Annotated in this window: 20 protein-coding genes and 1 tRNA gene; 17 read left to right on the forward strand and 4 right to left on the reverse strand. The window is 72.2% G+C overall.

The window, feature by feature from the left end; genetic code table 11:
- Complete coding sequence (locus tag ACZ4NB_RS21120) at nt 1-543, forward strand: arginine repressor (protein ID WP_384428863.1); 543 nt, start codon at nt 1-3, stop codon at nt 541-543.
- 117 nt (nt 544-660) lie between these two features.
- On the forward strand, nt 661-1,803 hold the full coding sequence (pstS, locus tag ACZ4NB_RS21125) for a phosphate ABC transporter substrate-binding protein PstS (RefSeq protein WP_467663605.1): 1,143 nt from the start codon (nt 661-663) through the stop codon (nt 1,801-1,803).
- A gap of 119 nt (nt 1,804-1,922) precedes the next feature.
- Here pstS and ACZ4NB_RS21130 read toward each other — a convergent pair.
- A tRNA-Pro gene (locus tag ACZ4NB_RS21130) sits at nt 1,923-1,996 on the reverse strand.
- 152 nt (nt 1,997-2,148) lie between these two features.
- Here ACZ4NB_RS21130 and ACZ4NB_RS21135 point away from each other — a divergent pair.
- From ACZ4NB_RS21135 to ACZ4NB_RS21160, 6 genes are all read left to right on the forward strand, one after another.
- Nucleotides 2,149-2,532 carry a DUF488 domain-containing protein gene (locus tag ACZ4NB_RS21135; protein ID WP_467663606.1) on the forward strand — a complete coding sequence of 128 codons (384 nt, stop codon included), beginning with the start codon at nt 2,149-2,151 and terminating at the stop codon, nt 2,530-2,532.
- 125 nt (nt 2,533-2,657) lie between these two features.
- Nucleotides 2,658-3,851, forward strand: a complete 1,194-nt coding sequence (locus tag ACZ4NB_RS21140; RefSeq protein WP_467663607.1) for an argininosuccinate synthase — start codon at nt 2,658-2,660, stop codon at nt 3,849-3,851.
- Between the two features lie 120 nt (nt 3,852-3,971).
- A complete protein-coding gene (gene argH / locus ACZ4NB_RS21145) occupies nt 3,972-5,408 on the forward strand; it encodes an argininosuccinate lyase (RefSeq protein WP_467663609.1) in 1,437 nt (478 codons plus the stop codon).
- Between the two features lie 122 nt (nt 5,409-5,530).
- The gene (locus ACZ4NB_RS21150; protein ID WP_467663611.1) at nt 5,531-6,082 is read left to right on the forward strand and encodes a TetR/AcrR family transcriptional regulator; all 552 of its coding nucleotides are present in this window, start codon (nt 5,531-5,533) and stop codon (nt 6,080-6,082) included.
- Nucleotides 6,079-7,674 (forward strand): MFS transporter, encoded by a 1,596-nt coding sequence (locus ACZ4NB_RS21155; protein WP_467663613.1) that lies wholly within the window; start codon nt 6,079-6,081, stop codon nt 7,672-7,674. Before ACZ4NB_RS21150 ends, ACZ4NB_RS21155 begins: the two co-directional genes overlap by 4 nt.
- A 247-nt stretch (nt 7,675-7,921) precedes the next feature.
- Complete coding sequence (locus tag ACZ4NB_RS21160) at nt 7,922-9,892, forward strand: bifunctional metallophosphatase/5'-nucleotidase (protein ID WP_467663615.1); 1,971 nt, start codon at nt 7,922-7,924, stop codon at nt 9,890-9,892.
- An 84-nt stretch (nt 9,893-9,976) separates the two neighbouring features.
- On the opposite strand, the gene ACZ4NB_RS21165 is transcribed toward ACZ4NB_RS21160, so the two are convergent.
- The gene (locus ACZ4NB_RS21165) at nt 9,977-10,645 is read right to left on the reverse strand and encodes a lysophospholipid acyltransferase family protein (protein WP_467663617.1); all 669 of its coding nucleotides are present in this window, start codon (nt 10,643-10,645) and stop codon (nt 9,977-9,979) included.
- Between the two features lie 307 nt (nt 10,646-10,952).
- Here ACZ4NB_RS21165 and ACZ4NB_RS21170 point away from each other — a divergent pair, with 307 nt between their 5' ends.
- Nucleotides 10,953-12,089, forward strand: coding sequence for a glycerophosphodiester phosphodiesterase (locus ACZ4NB_RS21170; protein WP_467663619.1), 1,137 nt, complete (start codon nt 10,953-10,955; stop codon nt 12,087-12,089).
- 251 nt (nt 12,090-12,340) lie between these two features.
- The gene (locus tag ACZ4NB_RS21175; protein ID WP_467663621.1) at nt 12,341-12,844 is read left to right on the forward strand and encodes a GNAT family N-acetyltransferase; all 504 of its coding nucleotides are present in this window, start codon (nt 12,341-12,343) and stop codon (nt 12,842-12,844) included.
- 100 nt (nt 12,845-12,944) lie between these two features.
- On the opposite strand, the gene ACZ4NB_RS21180 is transcribed toward ACZ4NB_RS21175, so the two are convergent.
- Complete coding sequence (locus ACZ4NB_RS21180; protein ID WP_467663623.1) at nt 12,945-13,379, reverse strand: hypothetical protein; 435 nt, start codon at nt 13,377-13,379, stop codon at nt 12,945-12,947.
- A 1-nt stretch (nt 13,380) separates the two neighbouring features.
- Nucleotides 13,381-13,740 (reverse strand): hypothetical protein, encoded by a 360-nt coding sequence (locus ACZ4NB_RS21185; RefSeq protein ID WP_393488035.1) that lies wholly within the window; start codon nt 13,738-13,740, stop codon nt 13,381-13,383.
- 70 nt (nt 13,741-13,810) lie between these two features.
- Here ACZ4NB_RS21185 and ACZ4NB_RS21190 point away from each other — a divergent pair, with 70 nt between their 5' ends.
- From ACZ4NB_RS21190 to cobT, 7 genes are all read left to right on the forward strand, one after another.
- Entirely contained in the window at nt 13,811-14,458 is a 648-nt protein-coding gene (locus ACZ4NB_RS21190) for an HAD-IA family hydrolase (protein WP_467663625.1), read from the forward strand.
- Nucleotides 14,459-14,838: 380 nt separating this feature from the next.
- Nucleotides 14,839-15,909 (forward strand): methionine ABC transporter ATP-binding protein, encoded by a 1,071-nt coding sequence (locus tag ACZ4NB_RS21195; RefSeq protein WP_467663627.1) that lies wholly within the window; start codon nt 14,839-14,841, stop codon nt 15,907-15,909.
- Nucleotides 15,906-16,640, forward strand: a complete 735-nt coding sequence (locus ACZ4NB_RS21200; protein WP_467663629.1) for a methionine ABC transporter permease — start codon at nt 15,906-15,908, stop codon at nt 16,638-16,640. The genes ACZ4NB_RS21195 and ACZ4NB_RS21200 overlap by 4 nt, the downstream gene beginning before the upstream one ends.
- 107 nt (nt 16,641-16,747) lie before the next feature.
- On the forward strand, nt 16,748-17,605 hold the full coding sequence (locus tag ACZ4NB_RS21205) for a MetQ/NlpA family ABC transporter substrate-binding protein (RefSeq protein WP_467663631.1): 858 nt from the start codon (nt 16,748-16,750) through the stop codon (nt 17,603-17,605).
- A gap of 510 nt (nt 17,606-18,115) precedes the next feature.
- Nucleotides 18,116-18,751 carry a GNAT family N-acetyltransferase gene (locus tag ACZ4NB_RS21210; protein WP_467663633.1) on the forward strand — a complete coding sequence of 212 codons (636 nt, stop codon included), beginning with the start codon at nt 18,116-18,118 and terminating at the stop codon, nt 18,749-18,751.
- A 178-nt stretch (nt 18,752-18,929) separates the two neighbouring features.
- Nucleotides 18,930-20,150: a precorrin-6y C5,15-methyltransferase (decarboxylating) subunit CbiE gene (cbiE, locus tag ACZ4NB_RS21215; protein WP_467663634.1), complete on the forward strand. Its 1,221-nt coding sequence runs from the start codon at nt 18,930-18,932 to the stop codon at nt 20,148-20,150.
- A gap of 236 nt (nt 20,151-20,386) precedes the next feature.
- On the forward strand, nt 20,387-24,484 hold the full coding sequence (gene cobT / locus ACZ4NB_RS21220; RefSeq protein WP_467663636.1) for a nicotinate-nucleotide--dimethylbenzimidazole phosphoribosyltransferase: 4,098 nt from the start codon (nt 20,387-20,389) through the stop codon (nt 24,482-24,484).
- The last annotated feature ends 55 nt before the right edge of the window (nt 24,485-24,539 follow it).

A 24,539-nucleotide genomic window follows, 5' to 3' on the forward strand; every position in this document is an offset into this window, starting at 1 on the left:
ATGACCGAGCCGCAGGACAACGAGGTGCACAACGGCGGTCAGGCCGTGCCGCAGACCCGTACCGCCCGCCACCGCCGGATCGTGGACATCCTCAACCGGTTGCCGGTCCGCTCCCAGAGCCAGCTGGCGAAGCTGCTCGCCGACGACGGGCTGTCCGTCACCCAGGCGACCCTCTCGCGCGACCTGGACGAGCTGGGCGCGGTGAAGATCCGCAACACCGGTGGCGAGCTGATCTACGCGGTGCCCAGTGAGGGCGGCGACCGCACACCGCGGGCGCCGCTGGGCGAGTCGGCCAAGGAGGAGCGGATGCGCCGCCTCTCCGGCGAACTCCTCATCTCCGCCGAGGCGTCCGCCAACCTCGTGGTCCTGCGGACCCCGCCGGGTGCCGCGCAGTTCCTGGCCTCCGCCATCGACCAGGCCGAGCTGCACGACATCCTCGGCACCATCGCCGGCGACGACACCCTGATGCTCATCAGCCGCGACCCGGCGGGCGGCCAGGCGCTCGCGGACCATCTGCTGAGGCTGGCGCAGAAGGCGCACTGACCTCACCCGACTGCCGCGAACAACTCTTTGTGTCGAAACATATGCATATAGTTACGGAGGTCTGATCACCCTCGACTGCGCCGGGCGCGCCCGGTCCGCAGGAAGGAGCGCCGGGGAGTGAAATCTCTGTGCAAGGGCGGGCCGCGCGTCAGGGCGATCGGGGCGCTGGCGGCCTCCGGCGCCCTGGCTCTGACGGCCTGCGGTGCGAACGCCACCTCCAGCCCCTCCGCCGCCTCGCCCGGCACCGGCAGCACCACGGCCTCGGCCGGCGCCGCCGGTATCGCCTGCGGCGCGGCGGCCACTGTGCGGGCCTCCGGTTCGACGGCGCAGCAGTACGCCATGAAGTACTGGATCAAGAACTACACCCGGGCCTGCCCCGACACCAAGATCAACTACACCGGCAACGGCTCCGGGGACGGCCAGGACGAGTTCCTCCAGGGCAAGACCGCCTTCGCGGGCTCGGACTCGCCGCTGTCCGGCGAGCAGATGGACCAGTCGGAGAAGGTCTGCCCCGGCGGCCACGCCGTCCATCTGCCGATGGTCGGCGGACCGATCGCGGTCGGCTACCACCTGCCCGGCGTCGACCGGCTGATCCTCGACGCCCCCACGCTCGCCAAGATCTTCAACGGCCAGATCACCACCTGGAACGATGCGGCGATCGCCCGGCTCAACAAGGGCGCCAAGCTGCCGTCGACCCCCATCAAGCAGTTCCACCGCTCCGACTCCTCCGGCACGACGGACAACTTCACCGCCTACCTCGGCGCCGTCGCCCCGGACGCCTGGCCCTACGAGCACAGCAAGGAGTGGAAGGGCAAGGGCGGCACGGGCGTCAAGGGCTCCTCGGACCTCGCCACCCAGGTGCAGCGGACCACGGGCGCGATCGGCTACTTCGAGCTGCCGTACGCGGTCGCCCGTATGATCCGCACGGTCTCCCTCGACACCGGCGCACCGGCTCCCGTCGATGCCAATGTGATCTCGGCGTCCCAGGCGATCGCCGGCGCCGAGCCCGCCGGCGACTCCGACCTCGTCCTCAAACTCGACTACACGACCAAGGCCCCGGGCGCCTACCCGATCGACGTGGTCACCTACGAGATCGTCTGCAACAAGGGCAACAAGTCCTCGACCTGGCCCGCCACCAAGGCGTTCCTGACCTATGTCGCCAGCCAGAAGGGCCAGGAGAACCTGACCTTCCAGGGCTATGCCACCCTCCCGGCCAAGGTCGTCGACAAGGTCCGCACCGAGATCGGCGGTCTGTCGTGACCCGCGTCTGACGCGCCGCGGCGCCGCCTGGGCGCCGCACACCCCGCGCTTCGCCGGGGGAACGGCAAAGGGTCCGTCGGACGGAAGAGACTTCCCGTCCAACGGACCCTTTCGCACCGTCGGGACGACAGGATTTGAACCTGCGACCCCTTGACCCCCAGTCAAGTGCGCTACCAAGCTGCGCCACGTCCCGGTGCTCGAACCGGCCGGAAGCTTCCCGGCCGGGGCGTGCAGAAGAAAAATACCCTGTCCCGGCCCCTGAATCCAAAGCGGGGCCTCGGAGGGGGGCTCGCCGGGCTCCCGGTGCGGCGGCGGCGCCCGTGGTTCGATGGGGTTATGGGTGAAATGTCCGCTGGTGATGGTATCCGGGTGCGGCGGGTGTACGAGCCGCCGGAGGCCGCGGACGGGGCGCGGGTGCTGGTGGACCGCCTGTGGCCGCGCGGGCTGTCCAAGGAGGCCGCGCAGCTCTCCGAATGGTGCAAGGACGCGGCACCCTCGTCCGAGCTGCGGCGCTGGTACGGCCATCAGGAGGACCGGTTCGCCGCCTTCGCCGAGCGCTACCGCCAGGAGCTGGAGGGCGAGGCCGCGCGGCGGGCGCTGGAGCGGCTGCGCCGGCGCGCCGAGCGGGGGCCGCTGACGCTGCTGACGGCGACGAAACAGGTGCCCCTGAGTCATGTGGCGGTGCTCGTCGAGGTGCTGCGGGAGGGGGCGGAAGAGGGGGCGACGTAGGGCGGAATGGCGTCCGAGGTGGCGGTCGGCGCGCCGCTGACCTGCGTGTTCCTCTCCGCGTTGACGAATCATACGGTGGAGTGCATACTTATACCCATCAGTGAATGCACCGTAAGGAGAAACCCGTGACCGAGCGCGTCGTACTCGCCTACTCGGGCGGCCTGGACACCTCTGTCTGCATCGGCTGGATCGCCGAGGAGACGGGCGCCGAGGTCATCGCCGTTGCCGTGGACGTCGGCCAGGGCGGCGAGGACCTGGACGTCATCCGCAAGCGCGCGCTCGCCTGCGGTGCGGTGGAGGCGGAGGTCGCCGACGCCAAGGACGAGTTCGCCGACGAGTACTGCCTCCCGGCGATCAAGGCCAATGCGCTGTACATGGACCGCTACCCGCTGGTCTCCGCGCTCTCCCGGCCGACCATCGTCAAGCACCTGGTCGCCGCCGCCAGGAAGCACGGTGCCACCACCGTCGCCCACGGCTGCACCGGCAAGGGCAACGACCAGGTCCGCTTCGAGGCCGGCATCTCCTCCCTCGCCCCCGACCTCAAGTGCATCGCGCCGGTCCGTGACTACGCGATGACCCGGGACAAGGCGATCGCCTTCTGCGAGGAGAAGAACCTCCCGATCGCCACGACCAAGAAGTCGCCGTACTCGATCGACCAGAACGTCTTCGGGCGGGCCGTGGAGACCGGCTTCCTGGAGGACATCTGGAACGCCCCGATCGAGGACGTGTACGAGTACACCGAGAACCCCGCCGTCTCTCGGGAGGCCGACGAGGTCGTCATCACCTTCAAGGAAGGTGTGCCGGTGGCGATCGACGGCAAGCCCGTCACCGTCCTGCAGGCCATCCAGCAGCTCAACGAGCGGGCCGGCGCCCAGGGCATCGGCCGGATCGACATGGTCGAGGACCGGCTGGTGGGCATCAAGTCCCGTGAGGTGTACGAGGCGCCGGGCGCGATCGCGCTGATCACCGCGCACCAGGAGCTGGAGAACGTCACCGTCGAGCGCGAACTGGCCCGCTACAAGCGGCAGGTCGAGCAGCGCTGGGGCGAGCTGGTCTACGACGGCCTGTGGTTCTCGCCGCTCAAGCGGGCCCTGGACGGCTTCATCGACGAGGCCAATCAGCACGTCAGCGGCGACATCCGGATGACGCTGCACGGCGGCCGCGCCGTGGTCACCGGCCGGAAGTCGGACAAGTCCCTGTACGACTTCAACCTGGCGACGTACGACACCGGCGACACCTTCGACCAGTCGCTGTCGAAGGGCTTCATCGAGCTCTTCGGTATGTCCAGCAAGATCGCGGCCAAGCGCGACCTGGCCTGAGCCCGACCCGTCACCTTCGTACGGCAGCCGCCTCCCCGCCCCGCGGCAGGGGGGCGGCTGCCGGGTCCGGCGGCGTCCCCCGGACGGCCGCCGGCACAGCAGCCTTGAGGAGCAGAGCAAGTGAGCAACGGAAACAGCGGCGACGTCCGGCTCTGGGGCGGGCGTTTCGCCGACGGACCGGCCGAGGCGCTGGCCCAGCTGTCCGCGTCGGTGCACTTCGACTGGCGGCTGGCGCCGTACGACATCGCCGGCTCGCGCGCACACGCCCGGGTGCTCCACAAGGCGGCCCTGCTCACCGAGGACGAGCTGACGCGCATGCTCGCCGGGCTCGACCAGCTGGAAGCGGATGTCGCCGACGGCTCGTTCACCGGCACCATCGCCGACGAGGACGTGCACACCGCCCTGGAGCGGGGGCTGCTGGAGCGGCTCGGCCCGGACCTCGGCGGCAAGCTGCGGGCCGGCCGGTCGCGCAACGACCAGGTCGCCACGCTCTTCCGGATGTACCTGCGCGACCACGCCCGGATCATCGGCGCGCTGATCGCCGACCTCCAGGAGGCGCTGGTGGGGCTCGCCGAGGCCCACCCGGACGTCGCGATGCCGGGCCGCACCCATCTGCAGCACGCCCAGCCGGTGCTCTTCGCGCACCATGTGCTGGCGCATGTGCAGTCGCTGTCCCGGGACGCCGAGCGGCTGCGGCAGTGGGACGAGCGCACCGCCGTCTCCCCCTACGGCTCGGGCGCGCTGGCCGGCTCCTCGCTCGGCCTCGACCCGGAGGCGGTCGCCGCGGACCTCGGCTTCGAGCACGGCAGCGCCGGGAACTCCATCGACGGCACGGCCTCCCGGGACTTCGTCGCCGAGTTCGCCTTCATCACCGCGATGATCGGGGTGAACCTCTCCCGGATCGCCGAGGAGGTCATCATCTGGAACACGAAGGAGTTCTCCTTCGTGACCCTGCACGACGCCTTCTCGACCGGCTCGTCGATCATGCCGCAGAAGAAGAACCCGGACATCGCGGAGCTGGCCCGGGGCAAGTCGGGGCGGCTGATCGGCAATCTGACGGGCCTGCTGGCGACCCTGAAGGCGCTTCCCCTCGCCTACAACCGCGACCTCCAGGAGGACAAGGAGCCGGTCTTCGACTCCTGCGACCAACTGGAGGTGCTGCTCCCGGCGTTCACCGGCATGATGGCCACCCTGACCGTCCACCGCGAGCGGATGGAGGAGCTGGCGCCGGCGGGCTTCTCGCTGGCCACCGACATCGCGGAGTGGCTGGTCAAGCAGGGTGTGCCGTTCCGGGTGGCGCACGAGGTAGCGGGCGCTTGCGTCAAGGAGTGCGAGGCGCACGGCATCGAGCTGGACCAGCTCACCGACGAGCAGTTCGCCAAGATCTCCCCCCATCTGACCCCCGAGGTCCGCGGCGTGCTCAACGTCCCCGGCGCGCTCGCCTCGCGCAGCGGCCGCGGCGGCACCGCCCCTTCGGCGGTCGCGGTCCAGCTCGCCGAGGTGCGGGCCGATCTGGTGAAGCAGCAGGAGTGGGCGGCGGCCAAGCAGCCGCGGTGAGCAGGACAGGCGTCTGGCGACGGCCCGTACCCGGAAGCGACCGGGTACGGGCCGTCGGCGTTCGATGAGAGAGCAAACCCTCCAGTGAGACGTCTGTGTCTCATTCGGCTAGCATGTGTCTCATGGCCGTGGACCGCGAACATGTACTCAAGGAAGCCGCCGCGCTGCTCACCCGCCGGGCGACGACGTCGATGGACGAGATCGCCCGGGCCGCGGGGATCAGCCGCGCCACCCTGCACCGGCACTTCGCCGGGCGGGACGCCCTGATCAGAGCCCTGGAGGAGCACGGCATCGCGCAGTTCGCGCAGGCCATGGACGCCGCGCGGCTGGACGAGGACGACGCGGCCGAGGCGCTGCGCCGGCTGATCGCCGAGGCCGAACCGGTCGCCGCCGTACTCGCCTTCCTCTTCACCGAGAACCAGCTCTTCGAGGGCGGCGAGATCAACGCCGGCTGGGAGGAGCTCGACGCGCGGATCACCGCGCTCTTCCGCCGCGGCCAGGAAGAGGGCGACTTCCGGGTCGAACTGAGTGCCGCCTGGCTCACCGAGGCGTTCTACGGCCTGATGGGCGCCGGCGCCTGGGCCGTGCACGAAGGCCGGGTCGCCCGCAACGACCTCAACCACTCGATCGCCGAGCTGCTGCTCGGCGGCATCCGACGGAGCATGGAGAAATGACCGAGACCATAGCGTCAGGACGGGCCGGTTCGGCCCATGTGGACGACCAGCCCCGCCCGGGCCGCTGGCTCGCGCTCGCCGTCCTCGTCCTGGCCGTACTGCTCGTCGGCGTCGACGCCACGGTCCTCGGCCTCGCCACCCCCTTCCTCAGCGAGGACCTGCAGCCCTCAGGGACGCAGCTGCTGTGGATCGGTGACATCTACTCCTTCGTCATCGCCGGTCTGCTGGTCTCCATGGGCAGCCTCGGCGACCGGATCGGACGCAAGAAGCTGCTGCTGATCGGCTCCGTCGCCTTCGGCGCCATGTCGGTGCTCGCCGCCTACGCCATGAGCCCGGAGATGATGATCGTCGCGCGGGCGCTGCAGGGCGTCGCCGGTGCGACGCTGATGCCGTCCACCCTCGCGCTGATCCGCAACCTCTTCCACGACCCCAAGGAACGCAGCCTGGCGATCGGCATCTGGGGCGCGATGGCCTCGGCCGGCATGGCCGTCGGTCCGGTCCTCGGCGGCTTCCTGCTGGGGCACTTCTGGTGGGGCTCGGTCTTCCTGATCAATCTTCCGGTGATGGCGCTGCTGGTGGCCGTCGGCGCCAAGGTGATCCCCGAGTCGCGCAATCCGGACCCCGGGCCCTGGGACCTCCCCAGCGTGCTGCTGGCCCTGGTGGGCATGGTCAGCGTCGTCTACGCCGTGAAGGAAGCGGCGGTGGAGGGCTACCGCTGGGACATCGCGGTGGCGGCCGTCGTCGGCGTGCTCGCACTGTTCGTGTTCGTCCGCCGGCAGCTCACCCTCGCCTCGCCGCTGCTGAACATGAAGCTCTTTCACCACCGCGGGTTCACCGGGGCCGTGCTGGCGGATCTGCTGACCATCCTCGGCCTGTCCGGGCTGGTCTTCTTCCTCTCCCAGTTCCTCCAGATGGTGCAGCAGCGCTCGCCGCTCAACGCCGGACTGGTCGAACTCCCGGCCGCGGTCGGCGCGGTGGGCGCCGGTCTGGCCGCCGGATGGGTCGCCCGGCGGCTGTCCGTACGGATCGTGGTGGCCGGCGGACTGGCGATGGTCGGGCTCTCGCTCGTCGGCTGCACCACGCTGCACGCCGACACCGGCACCGCGGCGATGTGCGTGATCCTCTTCGTCGTCGGGGTCGGCGCCGGCTTCTCGTTCACCGTCACCGCCGATGTGATCCTCTCCAGCGTGCCCAAGGAGGAGGCGGGCGCCGCCTCCGCGGTCTCCGAGACGGCCTACGAACTGGGCGCCGCGCTCGGCATCGCGCTGCTCGGCTCCATCGTCACGGGCATCTACCGGGACTTCGCCACCCCGCCCGGCGTGCCCGAGGGCTCCGCCGACGCCGCCCGCGAATCGCTCGGCGGCGCCGTCGAGACGTCCGGCCAGCTGCCCGCCGACCAGGCCCAGGCGCTGCTGAGCGCCGCCCAGGGCTCGTTCGTGGACGGTGTGGACGTCGCCGCCGGAGTGGGCGCGGTGGTGCTGCTGGGCGCGGCGGCCGCCGCCTGGTTCCTGCTCCGCGGCCAGAAGCTGGCCGACAGCCCGGCCGAGGCCGAGGCCGCGGACCTGCCCGCCGCCCAGGCGCCGCGCGGCTGATCCGCCGGCGGCGCGACCGGCGCGGCGTACGGCCGCTCCGCCGGATGGCGGGTGTGAGCCCGGCCCCAGGGCGTGTCTTGTAGATCACTTCGCTCCGCACCCGCGATGATCATCGGGACACGCCCTGGGGGCGACTGTCCCCCGCCCGTTCACGCCCGGTACGCGCCTTGGCGACCGGCCGTCCCGCGCGGCTCGGTTGACTCTCCGGTCGTCCCCCTACGGACGGCCCGCTCAGGAGAGTGACGCAGTGCGCGACATCGGACGACGGTCCTTCTTCACCGCCGCGGGGGCCCTGGCCACCGCGAGCGCCATCGGCAGCGACGCCTACGCCACCGACCACGCCCGCGACGCGGGCACCGCCGACGAATACGTCGACGTCCAGCTCCTCAACATCACCGATCTGCACGGCTATCTGCAGGGCGCGCCCGGCGCCCACTCCGTCATCACCGGCGCCGGCGGCAAGCAGTACACCGTCGGCGGAGTCGCCTATATGGCGGCTCACCTGGAACGGCTGCGCGACGGCCGCCGCAACTCGCTGTTCTTCGCACCCGGCGACCTCTTCTCCGGCTGGGAGTTCGACGCCGCCTCCTTCGCCGACGAGCCGACCATCGAGGCCCTCAACGCCATGGGGATGGACTTCGCCTCGGCCGGCAACCACGAGTTCGACAAGTCGGCGACGTTCCTGAGATCGCACATGGAGGACGGCGACGGGTTCCCGGTCACCGGCCGCGACGACGACTTCGAGGACTCCACCGGCCGCCGCTTCCGGGGCGCGAAGTTCCCCTACTACAGCGCCAACATCGTGTGGAACGCCAGCGGCGAACTCGTCCTGCCGCCGTACAACATCGCGTACGTGGACGCCGGCGGCGGCCGCCGGCTGCCGGTCGGCTTCATCCATCTGACCGCCATCGGCACCGAGTCCTTCCCCGGCTCCTACCAGCCCGGCCTGCGCACCCTGGACGAGCTGGAGACCGCCAACCGCTGCGCCAAGGAGCTCAAGTCGCGCGGTGTCAACGCCATCGTCCTCAGCGTGCACGACGGCGCGGTGGCCGGCAGCGACTTCTCCAGCGGCAAGAACCCCTCGGGGCCCGCCTACGAACTGGCGCTGCGCGCCTCCCCGGACATCGACGCCATCGTCACCGGCCACTGGCACAACGCCTTCACCATGATGCTGCCCGACCCCGACGGCACCCCCCGCCCGTTCGTCGAGGCCGGCTGCTACGGCCAGCTCGTCAACGAGATCAACCTGCGGCTCGACCCCGACACCGGAGCGGTGATCCGTGAGCTGACCACCTCCGTCAACCACCCCAACACCCGTGATGTGGCACCCGACCCGGAGCTGCGGTCGATCGCCGCGTACTGGGCGAACTACGGCTCCCGCCGCGCCGGCAGCCGGATCGGGACCCAGACCGCCTCCTTCACCCGGCGGCGCAACGCGGTGGGGGAGTCCACCATGGGCGACCTCGTCGCCGACTGGGCCCTGTGGGCGGGCCGGCAGCCGCTCGGCCCGATGGACGACCCCGCCGACCACCCCAACACTCCCGCGGAACTCGCCGTCATCGCGGTCGCCCCACGCGTCGGGCAGGCCGTGATCGCCGGCGATCTGATCCGCGACGAGGCGGCGGACGGCGCCCTCACCTTCGGGCAGGCCTGGAACGCCGTCGGCTTCGGCGACCCCATCATGACCGTCACCGTCACCGGCCGGCAGATCCACGACGCGCTGGAGGAGCAGTGGGCGCCGACCGCCGGCGGGAGCCTGGGCTTCTCGCCGCTGGCGGTCTCCGGCAACGTGCGCTACACCTTCGACGCCGCGGGCAAGGTCGGCCGACGGATCGACCCGGCCGAGGTGTTCATCGACGGCACCGCCCTCGACCTCACCCGCCGCTACCGGCTCGCCGCCCCCTCGTACACCCTCATCAACCAGGACGGCTTCAGCGCCTTCACCGGGTTCACCGCACCGGTCCGGCACACCCGCGACTTCGAGAGCTTCATCACCTTCGTGCGCACCAGGGAGCTGCTGGAGCCCGCACCGCTGAACCGGGTCTCGGCCCGGAACACCCAGGCGCCCGGCGCCCACACCGGCGTGGTCGCCCAGCGCGGGCAGCAACTCCTCCACGACGGCAGCCCCGTACCGCGGCCCGAGGTGGCGCTGCGCACCGCGCGGACCGGCGGTGCCGAGGGCCAGCGCGCGCACCGCGGTTTCCGCGTCCCCTGCTGACCCGCGCGGGCCACGCCCCCGGGCAGCGCAACGGGCCCCGTCCGAGGATCGGATGGGGCCCGTTCGCGGTGGCCGACCGGTGGGTCAGGCGGCCCTGGCCTTGGTGGCGTACATGTCGACGTACTCCTGGCCGGACAGCTCCATGACGTCGCTCATCACCTCGTCGGTGACGGCCCGCAGGACGTAGCGGTCGCGGTCCATGCCGTCGTAGCGGGAGAAGTCCAGCGCCTCACCGAAGCGGACGGTGACCGGGGCGATGCGCGGCAGGCCCTTGCCGCCGGGCTGCACCTTGTCCGTGCCGATCATCGCGAAGGGGACGACGGGCGCGCCGGTCATCAGGGTGAGCCGGGCGATGCCCGTACGGCCGCGGTAGAGGCGGCCGTCGGGGGAGCGGGTGCCCTCGGGGTAGATGCCGAAGGCCTTGCCCTGCTCCAGGATCCGGCGGCCGGTCATCAGCGCCGCCACACCGCCGTGGCCGCCGTCCCGGTCCACCGGGATCATGCCGGCGCTGGTGAAGAACCAGGCCATCAGGCGGCCCTTGAGGCCCTTGCCGGTGACGTACTCGTCCTTGCCGATGAAGTACACCGGGCGCTTGACGAGCAGGCTCAGGAACAGCGAGTCGATGAAGGTGACGTGGTTGCCGGCCAGGATCACCGGTCCGGTCGCCGGAATGCGCTCCATGCCCTCGACCTGTGGGCGGTACAGGACACGCATGACGAATCCGAGGATCGCCTTCAGCACAATGCGGGACAACGGGCCCTCCGGGTCGTGGCTGGTCAATGTCGAGCGGGAGCAGAACTCTGCAGCCCAGGACCATACTCGCGGGTTACTCCCGCGCGCACATCGGGTTCACGAGGTCGATACGCACAGTTGACTCAGGGTTGATGTGTGTTACCACCATGTTCCCTCCGAAGTCGGCGTGCGTCTCCCCGGCATGACCCGTCCGTGCTTACGATCGGCCCGGTTCCGCGGGCAGGTGCGCAACACGCCTTGACGCATCCCGGAAAACACCCGGAAGCACCCGGAACCTCACCAAAGAACACACACAAGGAGCGTGGGTATGCAGAAGCGGCAGCAGCCGGGACGGCGGACGGTGCTGGGGGCGGCGGCTCTCGGCGCGGGAGCGGCGGTGTTCGGCGGGGCCGGCCAGGCGAGCGCGAGCGGACGCGGTGCCGCGGGCCGGGAGCTGCCGGTCCCGTTGATCGTCGGCCACCGCGGTGCCAGCGGCTACCGCCCCGAGCACACCTTCGGGTCCTACCAACTCGCCCTCGACATGGGCGCGGACGTCATCGAGCAGGACCTCGTCCCCACCAAGGACGGCCACCTGGTCTGCCGTCACGAGAACGACATCACCGCCACCACCGACGTCTCCGCGCACCCCGAGTTCGCGGACCGCAAGACCACCAAGACCGTCGACGGCACCGCGCTGACCGGTTGGTTCACCGAGGACTTCACGCTCGCCGAGCTCAAGACGCTGCGCGCCAAGGAGCGCATACCGGGCACCCGGCAGCACAACACCCTCTACGACGGCCGGTGGCAGGTGCCGACCTTCGAGGAGGTCCTGCGCTGGGCCGAGAGCGAAGGCCGCAAGCGGGGGCGCCGGGTCTGGCTGCACATCGAGACCAAGCACCCCACCTACTTCCGCAAGCTGGGCCTGGGGCTGGAGGAGCGGGTGGCCAGGGCGCTGCGCGCGCACGGCCGGCACCGCAAGGACTCCCCGAACTTCCTCCAGTCGTTCGAGCCCGGCAGCATCCAGCGGCTCGGCCGGCTCGTGGACTGCCCCAAGGTGGTGCTGCTCGACGCCCCCGACACCCGGCCCTGGGACTTCGTGGAGGCCGGTGACCCGCGCACCGTCGCCGACCTCATCAAGCCCGCCGGCCTGAAGTGGATCGCGGGCTTCGCCCAGGGCATCGGCCCGTCGCTGACCGAGATCATCCCCAGGGACGCGGCCGGCAAGTCCGGCAAGCCCACCTCGCTGGTCAAGGACGCGCACGCGGCCGGCCTGGTCCTGCACCCGTACACGGGCCGCAACGAGAACACCTTCCTGCCCACCGACTACCGCCGCGGCACCGACCCCGACGCCTACGGGGACGCGCTCGGCTACTTCGCCGCGTGCCTGGCCACCGGCATCGACGGCATGTTCTCCGACAACCCCGACACGGCGCTGCTGGCCGCCGAGGAGTTCCGCAAGCGCTGATCTTGCTTTCGAAGGCGCGCGACGCCTTCCGGACCGGCACCAGCAACCTGGATTCTCATTTGAGTTGGGAATGTCACAGGCGAGCTGGCTGCCGGTCCGTTCCGTTTGCCCCAAACGCCTGCGCAGAATGCTCACGGCGGCGATTGCCGCCGCCACATTCCGGGGAGTCCGGAAGTCAGGGCACCACGTCCGGGCGCACCCCTCTCACCCTCAGCGCGCCCGGGCCAACCGACAAGGGGAGGCATACGGGCATGGGCACGAGTGTGACCATCTCTGCGGCGACCGACGAGGACGCCGAGCAGATCCTCAAGCTGCAGTACCTCTGTTACCAGACGGAGGCCGCGCTGTACGACGACTACGGCATCGAGCCGCTCACCCAGACCCTGCAGGCGCTGCGCGCCGAACTGAGCGGGGGCTGCGTCGTGGTGGCCCGGCTCGGCGAGGAGGTGGTCGGGTCCGTGCGCGGCACGGTCGAGGCGGACGGCACCGCGCGGATAGCCAAGCTCATCGTGCACCCCCGGCTGCAGCGGCACGGCCTGGGCGGCCGGCTGCTGGCCGCGGTCGAGGAGCGGCTGGCCGCCGAGCGGGCGGCCCGGCGCTTCCGGCTGCTGACCGGCCACCGCAGCGAGGGCAACATCCGGCTCTACCGCAGCCACGGCTACGCCCCGGTGGCCACCGAGCAGCTCAGCCAGCGGCTGAGCGTGATCACCCTGGAGAAGGAAGCGGCCGCCGAGGAGTTCGCAGCCCGGGCCTAGCTCCCGGCCAGGACCCATCGGACAGGCCCTAGGCACGCCCCTTCGCGGAACGGGAACGGGCCCGCACGACGGCGGGCCCGTACACCGGACTTCGGCCGCCCTACGCGCTACGCGCCCGGCGCAGCCACAGCATCCCGGTGACCGGCAGCAGGACGGGGATGAAGAGGTAGCCCATCCCGTAGTCCGACCAGACCGTGGCGTCGGGGAAGGCGGACGGCTCGATCAGCGTCCAGGTGCCCACGGTCAGCACGCCCACCAGCTCGGCGGCGCAGCACACCAGCGCCGCCCTGCGGGCTGCCTCCCCGCCGCGTACGAGCGAGTAGGTGATGAAGCCGTAGACCAGGCCGGCCAGCGCGGACAGGGTGTACGCGAGCGGGGCGCGGTCGAAGTCCGTGGCGATCTGGACGACGGAGCGCGACACGGCGCCGACGACCATCACGCCGTACAGCCAGACCAGCAGGATGCCCGGGCCGCCGATCAGCTTCCGGCGGGTGCGCGGCGCGCCCTCCTCGGCGGTCTTGTCGGTCGCGGTCACCTCAGCCTCCCCAGATGTCGAACAGACGCACTTCGAGCACGGCCAGGACCACGCCGCCCGCGGCGACCGTCGCCGAACCCCAACGGGTGCGCTCCGCAAGGGACATGAACCCCGCCGCCGGAATGCAGGCGAAGGCGCCGAGCAGATACGCCACGAAGATCGTCGTGCCCTGCTCCGGCTTCTCGCCGCGCGCCAACTGGACGATGCCGATGATCAGCTGGACCACGGCGAGCAGCGACACCACGGCCATGCCGATGAAGTGCCAGTCCTTGGTCTGCTGGTCTCGGTAGGCGGCGAAACCGCACCAGGCGGCGAGCGCGAGCGCGGCGACGCTGGTCGCGACCGTCAGGGCATCAAGCATGCGCAGACCCTATTACGGGCCAAAAGACCCGATGCGCCCACCCCCGGGGTCGCCCGTAGGCTCGGACACCATGAAGATTCACGCGGACGCCCTCCTCTTCGACAACGACGGCACACTGATCTCCTCGATCGAGTCCGTGAACCGCTGCTGGGCCCGTTGGGCCGGGGAGTACGGCATCACCGCGGAGGAGTTCGCCCGGATCGAGCTGCACGGCCGCCCGGCGGTCGAGATCGTCGCCGATCTGCTGCCCGCGGACCGGGTTCCGGCGGCGCTGGCCCGGATCGAGCAGTTGGAGGTCGAGGACGTCGCCGGGGGAGTGGTGCGGCTGCCCGGTACCCGCGCCCTGCTGGAGAGCCTGCCCGCCGAGCGGTGGGCGGTGGTCACCTCCGCCACCCTGCGGCTGGCCGAGGCGCGGCTGGGGCAGGCCGGGATCCGCCCCAAGCACCTGATAGCCGCCGACGACGTCCGCCGCGGCAAGCCGGACCCGGAGCCCTATCTGCTCGCGGCGGAGCGGCTCGGCGTGGACCCGGCCCGCTGTGTGGTCTTCGAGGACGCGCCGGCCGGGCTGGCGGCGGGCCGCGCGGCGGGGATGGTGACCGTGGCGTTGACCACAACGCACCGGGCCGACGAGCTGTCCGCCGATGTCCTGGTTCCGGACCTCTCGGCGATATCCGCGCAGGCCATGGACCGGGCGGTGGAGATCACCGTCGCCCCGTGAGCGGCGTCCACGGACCGGTCGAGCCTGTCCGGTATACGGACACTTGATCGGTCCATACCGCCGTCTGGTTTACTTGCCGCCATGACCACGACGAGCTGCCGCACCCCTGCGACCGAGGCGAAAATGACGCCCGGTGCTCGTTGCATGTGTCGAATGTGTGACTGCTGAGGGCCCCCGCCTGTGTCTCGCGCCCCGAAGCGAGGCCCTGCCGCCATGCGCCGTACGTCGGTTCCCGACGCCCTCGGCCGCCCCGCGTCACCGGAACCCGGAGCCGGGCCCTCGCGCCCGCCGCCGCTCCCCGTTCCCCTCTGCCGCACTCGCAAGAATGCCCCGTGCCCGGCGGGCGAGCCGCCGAGCACTCGACAGTGACGGAATTCCCTGTGATCACCACAACGGGCCTGAGCAAGGTCTACCGTTCAGGAGACCGCGAAGTCACCGCCCTGGACGGCGTCGATCTGCACGTCCGCGAGGGCGAGGTGTACGGCGTCATCGGCCAGAGCGGCGCCGGTAAGTCCACCCTCATCCGCTGCCTGAACCTCCTGGAGCGCCCCACCTCCGGCACGGTCACCGTCGCCGGCCAGGAACTGACGTCCATAGCCGGGCGCGGCCGGCGCGCGAGCGCCCAGCTCCGGGCCGCGCGCAGCCACATCGGCATGGTCTTCCAGCACTTCAACCTGCTGTCCTCGCGCACCGTCCAGGACAATGTCGAACTGCCGCTGGAGATCCTCAAGGTCGACCGCCGCGAGCGCTCCCGCAAGGCCCTGGAGCTGCTGGACCTGGTGGGCCTCGCCGACAAGGCCGAGGCATACCCCGCCCAGCTCTCCGGCGGCCAGAAGCAGCGCGTCGGCATCGCCCGCGCGCTGGCCGGCGACCCCAAGGTGCTGCTCTCCGACGAGGCCACCAGCGCCCTGGACCCGGAGACCACCCGCTCCATCCTGACGCTGCTGCGCGACCTCAACCGCAAGCTGGGCCTGACCATCGTGCTCATCACGCACGAGATGGACGTGGTCAAGACGATCTGCGACTCGGCCGCGCTGATGAAGAACGGCCGGGTCGTCGAGCAGGGCACCGTCGCCGAGCTGCTGGCCACCCCCGGCTCGGAGCTGGCCCGGGAGCTGTTCCCGGTCGGCGGCGAGCCCTCGACCGGGCAGAGCACCGTCGTCGACGTCACCTTCCACGGCTCCGCCGCCACCCGCCCGGTCATCTCCGAGCTGTCGCGCACCTACAACGTCGACATCTCGATCCTCGGCGCCGCCATGGACACCGTCGGCGGCAAGCAGATCGGCCGGATGCGCATCGAGCTGCCCGGCCCCTTCGAGGAGAACGTCGTGCCCATCGGCTTCCTGCGTGAGCAGGGACTTCAGGTCGACGTCGCCGGCGTGGCCGGTGAGACCGGTTCCCCGGCGATCCCGGCGCCCGCCGCCGAGCTGGACAAGGAAGGTGCCAAGTGAGCTGGAACCAGATGCAGCCGCTGCTCTACGACAACACGCTCGACACCCTCTTCATGGTGTGGTGGTCGACGTTCTACGCGGTGCTGGTCGGCGTCCCGGTCGGGGTGCTGCTGCATCTGACCGACCGCGGTGCCATCCTGCAGAACGTCGTGGTCAACAAGGTCCTCGGCGCGATCGTGAACATCGGACGGTCCTTCCCGTTCCTGATCCTGATCGTCGTGCTGATCCCCTTCACCCGGCTCGTCGTGGGCGTCTCCATCGGCCCGACCGGCGCGGTCGTCCCGCTCGCGATCGCCGCCATCCCGTTCTTCGCCCGGCTGGTCGAGGCCGCACTGCGCGAGGTCGACCACGGCCTGGTCGAGGCGGCCCAGGCGATGGGCGGCGGCACCTGGACCATCGTCTTCAAGGTGCTGCTGCCGCAGGCGCTGCCCGCGCTGGTCGCGGCCGTGACCACCACCGTCATCACGCTGATCGGCTACTCCGCGATCGCCGGTGCGGTCGGCGGCGGCGGCCTGGGCAACCTCGCCTACACCTACGGCTACCAGCAGTACGAGACCGCGCTGATGATCACCACCGTCGTGGAGCTGATCGTCCTCGTCACGCTCGTCCAGCTGCTCGGTGACCTGGTCGTCCGCCGGCTCGCCCGGCGCGGCGCCCGCGCCTCCTCCGTACGCGTCGGCCTGCGCCGCGCCCGCAGCGAGGAGCCGGCGGCCGCCACCGAGGCCGTCTGATCCCCTCCGCACCACCAGCACCACCAGCACCACCCAAGAGCCCGGACCCTTTGCCGGGCGGACATCACACGGGAACCCCGTTCGTGAACAGGAAAGAGGCACTCTTCGTGCGTAACACCATCAAGATCACCGTGGCCGTCGCCGCCGCCTCCGCCGTGGCCCTCGGCGCGAGCGCCTGCTCCGCCCCCTCCGACACCACCGCCTCCGGCGACAAGGGCGACAAGAGCGCCCCCCTCGTCGTGGCCGCGAGCCCCACCCCGCACGGCACCATCCTCGACTTCGTCAAGAACGAGCTGGCCGACAAGGCGGGCCTGAAGCTGGTCGTCAAGCCGTTCAACGACTACAAGATCCCCAACAAGGTCACCGACGACGGCCAGGTCGACGCCAACTTCTTCCAGCACAAGCCGTTCCTCGACACCTTCAACAAGGAGAACGGCACGCACATCGTGCCCGTCCAGAACGTCCTCATCGAGCCGCTGGGCCTCTACTCCAAGAAGATCGACAAGCTCTCCGACCTGAAGTCCGGCAGCACCGTCTCGGTCCCCAACGACCCGTCCAACGAGGGCCGTGCGCTCAAGCTGCTCGCCGACAACGGCGTGATCACCCTCAAGCCCGGCGTCGGCTCGGAGGCCAAGCTGACCGACGTCAAGGACGACAAGGGCATCAAGATCACCGAGCTGGAGGCCGCACAGACCGCGCCGCGCATCGACGACGTCGACGCCGCGATCATCAACGGCAACTTCGCCATCGGCGCCCAGCTCAAGCCCTCCAAGGACGCGCTCGCCCTGGAGAAGGCGAAGGACAACCCCTACGCCAACTTCCTCGCCGTCAAGAAGGGCAACGAGAACGACCCGCGGATCAAGAAGCTCGCCAAGCTCCTGAACTCCCCCGAGGTCAAGAAGTTCATCGAGGACAAGTACAAGGACGGCTCGGTCATCCCGGCCTTCGGTCCGGCCAAGGGCTGATATGTCCTGACGGGGTGAAATGTGCTTGCCGGCTGCTCCGGTTGGCCTTTCCCCGGTTGGGTTTTGCCGGTTGGCTTTCCCGGTTGGGTTTCCCGGTTGGGTTTTTCCCCTCCGCCCACCCCCCTACGGGGGGTGGGCGGGTGTAGTGGAGAGGTTGCGCGCGCCGCCGGGCCGATCCGCCCCGGCGCGGCCCGGCCTCGTCGCGCGCGACCCGGCCTCGTCGCGCGACCCGGCCGCGTCGCGCCCGTCCAGCCCCCTGGCTCCCGCCCGCACCCGCCCGCCGCCCGCCCCTGCCATCGCTCCGCCGCAGGTCACCGCGCGGTTGCCGGTCGGGCGGACGATCCCCGGTCCCCGGTCCCGCGCCACGCGCGGCCGGGGACCGCGCGCGTGGCACACCCGCAGTCCGATGCTGCATGCTGGTGCATTCATACGGTCAAAACGGCCCGTGACCTCGCGGCGGACAGTCCGCGACGTCCCGGAGCACCAGGTCAACGGCGTTGGAGCAGCGGCATGACATCCACCTTTCCGGACATCTCCATCAGCACCGACCGGCTGGTGCTGCGCCCGTTCGAAGAGGCCGACGTGCCCGCCCTCGCCGAGATGATGTCCGACGAGCTGGTCACCGCCTGGACCGCGCTGCCGCACCCGTACACCACCGCCGAAGCCCGCGCCTGGGCCACCGGCAAGGCCGCCGCCGTACGCACCCAAGGCCGCGGTATCGCGCTGGCCGTCACCGAGTTCCTCACCCAGCGGCTGGTCGGCACCGTCCACCTCGACCACACCGACTGGCGGGTCCGCAGCGCAGAGATCGCCTATGTCACCGCCGCCTGGGCACGCGGCGAGGGCTATGCCTCGGAGTCCGTCCTCGCGGTCGCGCAGTGGCTCTTCCAGGACCAGAAGTTCGAACGCCTGGAGCTGCGCACCGCCGCCGACAACACCGCCTCCCAGCAGGTCGCCCAGAAGATCGGCTGCATCAGCGAGGGAGTGCTGCGCAACGCCTGGATAGCCCGCAGCCGCACGGAGGACGGCGGCTGGACGGACATCCGTACCGATCTGATCGTGTGGAGCCTGCTGCCCGAGGACCTCGACGGCGTCCCCGGCCGGATGGCCGACGCGAACGGATTCACCTACCCCGAGTGGAACTGACCCCGCGCCGCGCCGGGCTCACCGCCCCACGGGGTACTCTCGGCCTGCCGCGCACCCGCGCGACCAGCGCGGACCCGCGCACCATGAGCGGCACCACCACCGGCCCGCGGCGACCCCGCGGCCACTGCGCCGCCGCACCTGCCCGCGTACCCACAGCAGCCCCAGGAGACTGACGAGCATGGCCGACCGGGTCACGGTGATCGGATGGGACGGCTCCCCGCTGACCGACGCCGCCCGCTCCGCCCTCGGCGCCGCCACGCTGGTGGCCGGCGCCGCCCACCACCTCGCACTGCCCGAAGTCCCGCCGAACGCCGAACGGATCCGGCTGGGCAGCGTGACCCTGGCCGCCCGCCGGATCGCCCAGCACCGCGGCACCGCCGTCGTGCTGGCCGACGGCGACCCCGGCTTCTTCGGCGTCGTACGCACCCTGCGCGCACCGGAGCACGGACTGGAAGTGGAAGTGGTGCCGGCCGTCTCCTCCGTCGCGGCCGCCTTCGCGCGGGCCGGCATGCCCTGGGACGACGCCCAGATCGTCGTCGCCCACAGCCGCGATCTGCGCCGCGCGGTGAACGTCTGCCGCGCCCACACCAAGGTCGCGGTGCTCACCTCGCCCGGCGCCGGCCCCGCCGAACTCGCCCTGCTGCTCGGCGGCGTCCACCGCACCTTCGTCATCTGCGAGGACCTGGGCACCGACCGGGAGCGGGTGACGGTCCTCACCTCCGACAAGGTCGCCGACCACGTCTGGCGCGATCCCAACGTCGTCATCGTGGTCGGCGGCGCGCCCGGCGGCGCCGCCACCCAGGGGACCGGCTGGATCGCCGGCCACGAGGTCGGCCATCCGACCGGACCGCGGGGCTGGGGGCTGCCGGCCCGCGCCTACGGAGGGGCCCTGGGCGAGGGCGAGTCCGTCCAGCTGCGCACCGCCCAACTGGCCCGCCTCGGCCCGCAGGTGGGCGACCTGGTCTGGGACATCGGCACCGGCAGCGGAGCCGCCGCCGTGGAGGCCGCGCGCTTCGGCGCCGCGGTCATCGCGGTGGACGCCGACCCGGACGCCTGCGAGCGCACCGCCGCCGTCGCCCGCCGCCACGGCGTCCAACTCCAGGTCGTGCACGGCCGGGCGCCGCACATCCTGGAGGACCTCCCCGAGCCCGACGTGGTGCGGGTCGGCGGCGGGGGAGCGGAGGTCGTCACGGCCTGCGCGGACCGCCGTCCCGAACGGATCGTCACCCACGCCGCCACCCGCGACGAGGCCGAATCGCTCGGCCGGGTGCTGGCGGACGGCGGCTATGAAGTCGAGTGCGCCCTGCTGCAGTCCGTGGACCTGGACACCTCCGCCTGGGTCGAACGCGAGCGGTCCGTGGTGTTTTTGGTCGGCGGGTATCGCGTTCCTCACCCGTGACCAGCACGGCAACCCGCGCGAGGTAGGCTGGCGGATCGTTGCGCCGCCGTTCCGCGTTCGGCTTCGTACGCCAATATCCGGAAATTGCCGTGGTTTTGGATGAATATGAAGCTGTGGAGAGCGGACGTGCCGCGAGGCGTGCTCGCTCGTTCTAGCTATCGGGGCGTCGGCGCGCCCCGGTCGAGCGCGTCGCACGAGCGGTTGGAAGGAGCACTACCAATGGGCGAGGGGTACGCATGACCGACACCGGCCAGGTCCCGGGCGAGGGACTGCCGGAGAACGCAGGCGGACATCCCGGGCAGCCGCAGCCCGCGGCCGCTCCTTCCCCTGCCGACCCCGGACCGACGGAGCTGCCGGGCATGGTGACCCCTCCGGGTGAGTACCCCTACCTCGACCAGACCGACGGCGTCGTCGAGGACGACGACCTGCTGCTGATGCCGGGTGCCCAGGGCGCCTGGAGCGAGCAGCCGGCGCCGCTGCCGCAGGAGACCCACCCTGGTGCGGCCCCGCAGCCCCAGCACGCGGCACCGTTCGACGCCGCCGCGCAGCCGGCCGCCGGTTTCGAGCCGATGCCCGCCCAGGCCGGTGACCACGAGAGCGGCGGCCGGGACTCCGGTTCGGTCGACCTCAGCGCCGTCCGCATTCCCCAGCCCGCCGCCCCGCCGCAGCCGGACCGCGCCCGTGCGACGGCGTCGCCGCGCCGTCCGCTGCACATGGGCCCGCCCGTCCCCGACGCGACCGGCGGCGTGGTGCGTTCGCTCGCCGACCGCGGCCCCGCCGAGACCCCGGCACAGAGCCCGGCGCCGCCCGTCGGTGTGCCGACCGGCGGCCCCGAGTACTTCGACGCGCCGGCGGAGGCCCCCGAGGCCGCGCCGGCCGAGCAGCCGGTTCCCGGCGGCCAGGCGTACGCGGAGCAGCCCGTCGGCAAGCCGGTGCCCGGTCAGCCCGTCGCGGTGCCGGCGCACGGCGAGCAGCCCTACGGCGGCCTTCCCGGCGGTGCGCCTTCCTACGGTGGGCAGTTGTCCGCCGAGCAGACCTACGGGGCCGCCGGCCAGGGCCCGTTGCCCGGCCCGCAGCTCGGTGAGATCCCTTCGCAGGTCCCGCAGTGGGGCGAGGCTCCGGCACCGGCCGTCGCGGCTCCGGCTGCGGAAACGGTCGTGCCCGCCGATGCCGCCGTGCCGGGCGCCGAGGCCGTCCAGCCGGTCGCACAGGACGTGCCGCCGCCGGCCGGACCGGCGCAGCCGGCGCCCATGCCGTCGCCCGCTGAGGACGGTGCGCAGACCGATGAGGCGGCCGTGGTCGCGGACGCCGCCGGTGCCGAGGGCGCCGCGGCCGACGCGGTGCAGGCCGCGCCGGGCGAGGCGGCGGGAGCGCCGCAGGACGTGGCCGCGGCGGCGCTGCCCGACGCGGTGCCGCCGGGTCAGGACGGCCCGGTCGCGGCGGAAGCGCTCGCCGTGGCCGCGGATGCCGTGGCCGCGGATGCCGTCGCGGTGGATGCGCCGGCTGCCGACGCCGCCGCGCCGGACACCCCGGCTCAGGAGGCGGCCCCCGTCCAGGACGCTCCCGCACAGGACAGCCCCGCGCAGGACGCCCCCGTGGCCGTTCAGCAGCCCGAGGCGGTCGCCGCCGAGGGCGAGCAGCAGCCCGTGGACCAGCAGCCCGCCGCCGAAGGCACGGCGACGGCACCGCCCGCCGCCGAGGCCCCCGCCGAGGCCGTCGCGGCCGCGCAGCCCGTGGCGGAGCAGCCGCCCGCCCCCCAGGCGGACGCGCCGCAGGCCGCCCCCGTCGCAGCGCAGGCCGCCGACCAGCCCCAGCCCGGCCAGCCGGCCGCCCCGACCGCCGATGCCCCGACCGCCGATGCCCCGGCGCAGCCCGAGGCTGCCGCCCCGGCCGACGAGCCCGCGGCCGCCCCGGTCGCGGCCCCGCAGGGCCCCGTCGCCCTGCCCATGGCAGAGGGCGCCGCACCCGTGGAGCAGCAGACGGCCATAGAGCCGCCGCAGGCGCAGCAGCCGGCCGACGCACAGCCCCAGCCCGTCGCCCCCGTGGACCCCGCGGCGCAGCAGCCCACCGAGGCACCCGCGCCGGAGGCCGCGCCCCAGGGCGCCGACGCCCCGGCCGAGCAGCAGCCCGCAGCGGCCGGTGCGGACACCCCGGACGACCCCGCCGAGGCGAGCGCGCCCACCGAGCCCGCCGCCCCGATCGAGCCCGCCGCCCCGATCGAGGCCGACGGCTCAGCCGAGGCAGCGGTCCCCGCCGCGGACACGGAAGCGGCGACCGCCGAGCCCGTGGCCGCCGGGCCCACCCCGCCCGAAGCGGCCGCCGACCCGCAGCCCGTGACCGTCCACATCCCTGCCCAGGCGTCCGGCGACCAGCCCGTCGCGCAGGTCGCGGCGCCGGCCACCGCGGACGACCCCGCCACGCCCGCGGCCGACGACCAGCCCGCGGCGGCCGCTCTCGCACAGCCCGAGGCGACCGGCGACGAGGCCCCCCAGCCGCAGGACGCCGCCGAACTCGTCCAGCTCGGCGAGGGCCACGACGACGAGCAGCCGCCGGCCGCCGAGGCGGAGCAGCCCGCGGCCGCCGACGGTCTGCCCGCCGCGGCCCCCGCCGCCGGTTACGACGACTCCGAGCGCGCCGCCGTGCACCGCGTGATGCGCGAGCGCCGCGACATCCGCAACGGCTTCCGCGGCGACCCGATCCCCAACGAGGTGCTGCTGCGCGTCCTGGAGGCGGCGCACACCGCCCCCAGCGTCGGCCACTCCCAGCCCTGGGACTTCGTCGTCATCCGCTCGGCCGAGACCCGCGAGAAGATGCACCAGCTCGCCATGCAGCAGCGCGAGGCGTACGCCAAGTCGCTGCCCAAGGCGCGCGCCAAGCAGTTCCGCGAGCTGAAGATCGAGGCGATCCTCGAAACGCCGGTGAACATCGTCGTCACCGCCGACTCCACCCGCGGCGGCCGGCACACCCTCGGCCGGCACACCCAGCCGCAGATGGCCCCGTACTCCTCCGCGCTCGCGGTCGAGAACCTCTGGCTCGCCGCCCGCGCCGAGGGCCTGGGCGTCGGCTGGGTCAGCTTCTTCGACGAGCGGGAGATGGTCCGCGAGCTGGGCCTGCCCGAGCACCTCGAAGTCGTCGCCTACCTGTGCGTCGGATACGTCGACGAGTTCCCCGAGGAGCCCGAGCTGCTGCAGGCCGGCTGGTCCAAGCGCCGGCCGCTGTCCTGGGTCGTCCACGAGGAGACCTACGGCCGCCGCGCGCTGCCCGGCGAGAACCCGCACGACCTCCTCCAGGAGACCCTCCAGGGCATCCGCCCCCTGGACGCCAAGGCGCTCGGTGAGGCATGGGAGCGGCAGAAGCGGATGACCAAGCCGGCCGGCGCGCTGGGCATGCTGGAGATCATCTCCGCGCAGCTGTGCGGTCTGTCCCGCAAGTGCCCGCCGCCGATCCCGGAGCCGGCCGCCGTCGCGATCTTCGCCGGCGACCACGGCGTGCACGCCCAGGGCGTGACCCCCTGGCCCCAGGAGGTCACCGGCCAGATGGTCGCCAACTTCCTGGGCGGCGGCGCGGTCTGCAACGCCTTCGCCAACCAGGTCGGCGCCGAGGTGTGCGTCGTGGACGTCGGAGTGGCCGGGGAACTCCCCGCCACGCCCGGACTGCTGCCGCGCAAGGTCCGCGCCGGCACCGCCGACTTCACGGCCGGCCCGGCGATGACGCAGGAGGAGGTCCTCAAGGCGATCGAGGTCGGCATCGAGACCGCCCGCGACCTCGTGGCGGCCGGCAACAAGGCGCTGCTCACGGGCGAGATGGGCATCGCCAACACCACCACCTCCGCCGCGCTGATCGCCGTCTACACCGGCGTCGACCCGGTCGAGGTCACCGGCCGCGGCACCGGCATCAACGACGAGACGCACGCCCGCAAGGTCGATGTGGTCCGCCGCGCTCTGGAACTCCACCAGCCCGATCCGGCCGATCCGGTCGGCGTCCTCGCCGCGATCGGCGGACTGGAGCACGCGGCCATGGTCGGCCTGATCCTCGGTGGCGCCTCGCTGCGTACGCCGGTGATCCTGGACGGCGTCAGCGCCGGTGCCGCCGCCCTGGTGGCCCGCGCCATCGCCCCCGAGGCGCTGGCCGCCTGCATCGCCGGCCACCGCAGCGCCGAACCGGGCCATGTCGCGGCGCTGAACAAGCTGGGCCTGCGCCCGCTGGTCGACCTCGATCTGCGCCTCGGCGAGGGCACCGGCGCCCTGCTCGCCCTCCCGGTGGTGCAGAGCGCCGCCCGTGCCATGCATGAGGTCGCCACCTTCGACTCCGCCGGGGTGACGGAGAAGAGCTGAGCGGCGGCGGCCGGTCCCGGCCGCCCCCGCATGACCCCCGGCCCGCAGCCCCATA

The organism is Streptomyces sp. NPDC026575 (assembly GCF_055567415.1).

Bases quoted from the DNA above. Each gene is read 5' to 3' on its own strand.
- ACZ4NB_RS21185 (WP_393488035.1), bottom strand. From the start codon at position 13,740: ATGCTTGATGCCCTGACGGTCGCGACCAGCGTCGCCGCGCTCGCGCTC.
- ACZ4NB_RS21170 (WP_467663619.1), top strand. From the start codon at position 10,953: ATGCAGAAGCGGCAGCAGCCGGGACGGCGGACGGTGCTGGGGGCGGCG.
- cobT (WP_467663636.1), top strand. From the start codon at position 20,387: ATGACCGACACCGGCCAGGTCCCGGGCGAGGGACTGCCGGAGAACGCA.
- ACZ4NB_RS21135 (WP_467663606.1), top strand. From the start codon at position 2,149: ATGTCCGCTGGTGATGGTATCCGGGTGCGGCGGGTGTACGAGCCGCCG.
- ACZ4NB_RS21210 (WP_467663633.1), top strand. From the start codon at position 18,116: ATGACATCCACCTTTCCGGACATCTCCATCAGCACCGACCGGCTGGTG.
- ACZ4NB_RS21175 (WP_467663621.1), top strand. From the start codon at position 12,341: ATGGGCACGAGTGTGACCATCTCTGCGGCGACCGACGAGGACGCCGAG.
- ACZ4NB_RS21150 (WP_467663611.1), top strand. From the start codon at position 5,531: ATGGCCGTGGACCGCGAACATGTACTCAAGGAAGCCGCCGCGCTGCTC.
- cbiE (WP_467663634.1), top strand. From the start codon at position 18,930: ATGGCCGACCGGGTCACGGTGATCGGATGGGACGGCTCCCCGCTGACC.
- ACZ4NB_RS21155 (WP_467663613.1), top strand. From the start codon at position 6,079: ATGACCGAGACCATAGCGTCAGGACGGGCCGGTTCGGCCCATGTGGAC.
- ACZ4NB_RS21190 (WP_467663625.1), top strand. From the start codon at position 13,811: ATGAAGATTCACGCGGACGCCCTCCTCTTCGACAACGACGGCACACTG.
- ACZ4NB_RS21120 (WP_384428863.1), top strand. From the start codon at position 1: ATGACCGAGCCGCAGGACAACGAGGTGCACAACGGCGGTCAGGCCGTG.